The following is a 4,849-nucleotide window of genomic DNA, read 5'->3' as shown; positions in this document are numbered from 1 at the left end:
CATTGTGGAAAACAGTTTTTCCGATCTGGAGAATCTCCTCCGGATTATCAATCCGCATATATTTGTCTATGCAAATTCAACTGAGTGCTTGGAAGGTTTTTGTGTGGATTGTTTTTCCTTTTCTTGTTTTTTATTTAAGTAGTCATACCTCCCCATTATACGAAATTTCAGGAAATGGTGATCCCATTATTTATGGAATCATGGGTAAAGGCATGGTGTCGGGATTGGTTCCCTATTGCGACCTATTTGATCAGAAGGGGCCTTTCATTTTTTTGATTTATGCAATTTCATGTTGGTGCTGTGGTTCCTATGAAATCATATTTATTTTTGAGGCGCTGGCCATGACTGCGGCAATGGTATTTTGCTATAAAATATCGGCTTTGTTTGTATCAGAAAAAAAAGCATTGCTTGTATCAATGCTGCTTCCTTTTTTCATATGCAGTTTCCCTTATTATGCAGGAGGAGGGAACCCTTCGCAATTTTTATTACCCTTCCAGTTTGCTTCCATATATTACTTATACCGTTTGAGAAAAGGAGAAAAAGTTTTTACCAGGACCGGTTTTTTATTCGGCATCAGTTTTGGAGTGGCGTTTCTATTGAAATTCAATCTTATAGCATTTTGGTGCGTTCCTTGTGTTTATGGTATGCACCTGTGCTGGCATGAGAGGAAATTCAGCCGATTTGTTATTCCTTTATTATTAGCACTGATTATATCTATTTTGCCATTTCTGATCTATTTCATATACTATGATAGTTTAAAGGAGGCCTGGGAGGGGTATATTATTTTTAATATAGGATATGGAGGAGAGGCTGCTTCTCTGTCTGAAGTTATTTGTAATTATGCCGCATGGTTGAAAAGGGAGGTGATGTATCCCAATATGTTTTTATGGGTGGTCGGTTTGGTTGGTATCGTTGTAAGCAGGATTCCCAAACGGGAAAAATGGTACTATGTCACGGCATTTCTGGTAACATGTGTTGGCGTTCAGGGAAATGGCAGTACTCATTTTCCTCATTACGGTCACACGTTGGTTCCATTTGCTACGGCAGGATGTCTCTTTATAATAAAAATGATTCATATTGATGAATGTGTATCTGAAGAACAAAGGAAAACATTTTTTGTATTATCTGTTGTGGGAACCATGGTTTTCACGATTTTAAATTGCGTTAATTTTTCTCTTAAGGGAAAAATGAAAGAATTATATTCATTTCTTAATATTGGACATTTTGAAAAATGTGTCGCAGTCGGCGAATATGGGCTGTGGTTTTATCAAGCTAATGATATCATCCCTGCTATTCGTACATTCACGATTTGTGCTTCCAATGAGAATGTGGCAGAAAAGGAAAGAATGAATCAGGTAATGGAAATTGAAGCAGGGAAAATACCGTATATCGTTGTGGCTGGCCATTATTTTGACGGAAATGAAAAAGAGGGAAATTCAAGAAAGGCCATGAAGTCTCTGTTAAAGAAAGAGTATGATCTGATTCGTTCTGTTTCCCGGAATAATGAAGAAATAAATATATACTGCCGCCGTTCTGTCCAAGTGTTTCGTAACCGGGCATGCCTGGAGGAGTAATAAAAATTAGGCGGAATTAAGAGAAAATAACAATTTTGAACAAGATGGGTCCACACCGCCATGAAGGGATGAATATGTTCAGACTAAAATTTTAACAACTAGCTCGCCATTTTTTGGAAGCGAGCAAAATTATTCAACTGTTACCGTGGCGTCCAGCGGTCGGTCCGAGACGGGAAATTGCAGTTCATAAAAGCCGTTTCCCAGATTCTTGACGGGGGTATTGCCTGCTTTGACGACGCCTTTTCCCCGCCAGACGATTACAGGGCCGGATTCTTTCACGCGGAAGCGGAGGCTGTCTGCCCCGTATTCCGGCGCAGCGGCCAGGGCGCAGGTGGACAGGAATTTGTCACCCCTGCCGATGACGGCCCAGCCCCGGACGATGGGGGCCATGATGAACAGACGGTCCTTGAACCCCGCCAGCTCCACGTCCAGGTCCGGCTCTGCCGGGGTCAGGGCGCGGCCTCCCTCGGCGGAATAAGCGGCGATTCCCTCCGCCGGGAGGCTGGCATAGGCTTCCGCCGCCCTGCCGTTCAGCAGGGCGGCCGCGTTTTTGTAATCCGGCAGGGAGATTTTTCCCCGCACCGGTTCTGCCGGGGAGGGGTGCCTGAGGTTGTACAGCACCACGGCGGCGCTCTGGTTGGGCAGAGGGGCGATCACCCGGTACAGGCGGTTCTCGTTCAGGGCGTCCAGGAAAACGGAATCAGGCAGGGGTACGGCAGGAGCCAGCGGGCGCAGAAGAAGGCCGTCAGACCAGACCAGGGGCATGATGTGTTCCGGATTGAGCTTGTCCGCAGGGTCTGAAAGATAGACGGGACCGCCGGACACGGCTTTGGAAACGGCCATGAGGCGTGCGCTGGCGGGGTCGGTGGAATGGAACATGTCATGGTCCGGCCACGCGGTCTGTCCCAGCCAGAGCGTATTGGCGTAGGACTGGAGGATGTGGGACTTGCCCATGGCTTCATCTCCCAGCTTGTAGTCGATGCTGCACCTGGTGGCAGCGCTGTAGCGCGTGTTCTGGATATTGACGGTGCCCTGCGCCATGCAGTTGATCATGCTGAGGCCCGTCTGGCGGCAGGCCTGTTCCAGGGCTTCCGAACATTTGGTGTTATGGCGGACCGGATTGTCCAGGCCGTCCGCGTGCTTCAGGTATTCCGCCTGCACGTCGATCTTCACGAAGTCGAACCCGGCATTCTTGACGGATTGGAGAAAGGGGGTGTAAAACGCTCCAGCCCCTCCGGGGCCGTCACCGGGGAGGATTTTCCCCTTGGAGGTGGTGACCAGGCCGCGAGCCGTTTGGGCGTCCAGCCGGTGCCTGGGGTGGATTCCTTTCCAGAGTCCGTAATAGCAGTGCCACAGCCCCATCCATTTCAGTTTGGAGCTTTTGTGCTTCATCAGGGGAGCCCATCCCTGAGGGAATTGGTCCTTCCTGGGCTGGAAGCTGATTAACTGAAGGTTTTCTTGGGTCTGGAAGCCGTCATCCACCAGCATCCACCGGACGGGGACGGAGGATTCCTCCAGTTTCTGTGCCGTTTGTTCAAGCAGCTTGGAAGAGATGTTTTTTTTATACTGCTCCCAGCTGCACCATCCGAGGTACTTGAAGGGTTCCGGATAGGCCTTTTTTTCCCGGGAAAAGGTTCTGCCTTTGATGAAGGGGAGGGAAAGGGCCTTGCCCCAGACGCCGGAGCAGGCGCGGTAAATATTCTTGTCCACAGCGGTGACGGCCAGAACGGGCTGCGGTTTGGTGGAGGGGGCGCCCAGTGTGCCGGATTCCAGCAGGATGCTGCCGTCTCCGTCCAGTTTCAGCCATGCGAGGGAATCCGGGGAGGCGACGGGGAGGACCGCCATGAATCGGCCGTCCTTGAGATGGAACAGCGCAAACATGGCGTGGTCTCCCGGTTTGGCGGTGCTGGGGTTCGGCTTGCTGTTCAGCAACTTGCCGGGGTCCGTTTGTCCGAACCAGGGCAGGACCCGGTTGCCGTCTCCGGGCCAGCGGCCGCTGTCCGCCGCAAACCAGCAGAAGGATTGGTAGGGAGGTACGGTGAGAGGCTGGGAGGTTTTGCCGGGAACGGGCGTCAGAAGGGAAGTGCGGGACTGGGCGCTCACGGGGCATACGGTCAGGAACGCCAGGGCCAGTGTCAGGAGAGAGGGAGTTTTCATCGAGTCAGTAAAAAATCAGGGGAAAGCTATTACAATTTAATAAACACGTTGCGCTTATAGAAGGCAAATAAAATCAGCCATTGCAGCAACAGAAAGGATAGTGCGAGAAGTACGGGTTGTGCGGAAGGGAAAAAATCCGCCGCGCCGCTGAAGATGCGCTCGTTAAGTTCTTCTGCGTTCACCAGGGAGTGAATCAGGTATGCAGCCAGGGCGTTCAGGCCGATGACGCGCAGGGGAAAGGACCATTTTCCGCCGTTCCATACGTCGATGGCCAGATGGAACAGGGACAGGAGCATCAGGGAGATTCCGGCGGCGGCCAGAACGAAAGTGCCGGTCCACATGTTCTTGATCATGGGGTAAACGTTGTCCAGCATGAGGGCGGCGCAGAACAGGAGAAAGCCGGCGGCCAGCATCAGAAGGCAGAGGCGCACGGGAGGCATGCGGCTTTCCTTCAAAAAGTTTCCCGTCAGCCAGCCGCCCAGGCACAGGGCGGTGGCGGAGACGATGCAGAGCGGTCCTTCCGGATCAAATGTTCCCCCGTGCAGTCGGCCGGGCAGCCAGTGCGTGTCTACCCAGGAATTGACGGAGCTGTCAGGCGTGAAACTGCCGCCTGTGAATTGAAGGGCAGCCACCAGCCCCAGCAGCGCGGCTCCAGCGGCGGCTATGGCCCCCTGCCGCCGGAGCAGCAGGATGCAGCTGCCCGCCATGGCGCAGGAAAAGCCGATCAGCCCCAGGACGGACGCGTACCGCATGTCCTCCGTCCAGGTGAGCGTTCCATTGACGAGCATTCCCAGCAGGGCCAGGATCAAGGCGCGTTTCCAGAGACGGAAAAATCCGGGAGCCATGGCGGCGTTTCTCCCCATGTATTTTGCCAGGGAGAAGGACATGGAAACGCCGGAGATGAATACGAAGACGGGGAATACCAGATCATACAGATGCAGTCCTTCCCATGCGGCGTGGGTCATCTGGCGCCCGGCTTCCCTGAGGAAGGCGTTTTCCGGATTTCTGGCAACCATTAGCAGAATCAGGGCGTCCAGCCCCAGGATGATGAGCATGTCCAGCCCGCGCAGGGCGTCCAGGGAATGCAACCTGGGGAGACGGGCGGGGGAGGAAGGGGC

General features: G+C 52.7%; 3 protein-coding genes. 1 reads left to right on the top strand and 2 read right to left on the bottom strand.

Annotation, left to right across the window (positions count from 1 at the left end; genetic code table 11):
• Window positions 1–1,574: glycosyltransferase family 39 protein (locus tag LIO64_RS09235; RefSeq protein WP_290549153.1), on the top strand; the 1,574-nt coding region annotated here is incomplete at its 5' end.
• A 129-nt stretch (window positions 1,575–1,703) separates the two neighbouring features.
• On the opposite strand, the gene LIO64_RS09230 is transcribed toward LIO64_RS09235, so the two are convergent.
• Window positions 1,704–3,731 (bottom strand): Sip1-related alpha-galactosidase, encoded by a 2,028-nt coding sequence (locus tag LIO64_RS09230; RefSeq protein WP_290549152.1) that lies wholly within the window; start codon window positions 3,729–3,731, stop codon window positions 1,704–1,706.
• A 29-nt stretch (window positions 3,732–3,760) separates the two neighbouring features.
• Window positions 3,761–4,849: hypothetical protein (locus LIO64_RS09225; RefSeq protein ID WP_290549151.1), on the bottom strand; the 1,089-nt coding region annotated here is incomplete at its 5' end.

Origin of the sequence: Akkermansia sp., assembly GCF_020860705.1 — a bacterium.
GTDB lineage: Bacteria > Verrucomicrobiota > Verrucomicrobiia > Verrucomicrobiales > Akkermansiaceae > Akkermansia.
This window is presented reverse-complemented; position numbering and strand designations above follow the sequence as displayed.

Excerpts from the sequence above, each read along its gene's own strand:
- LIO64_RS09230 (WP_290549152.1), bottom strand. The coding sequence starts at position 3,731 with ATGAAAACTCCCTCTCTCCTGACACTGGCCCTGGCGTTCCTGACCGTA.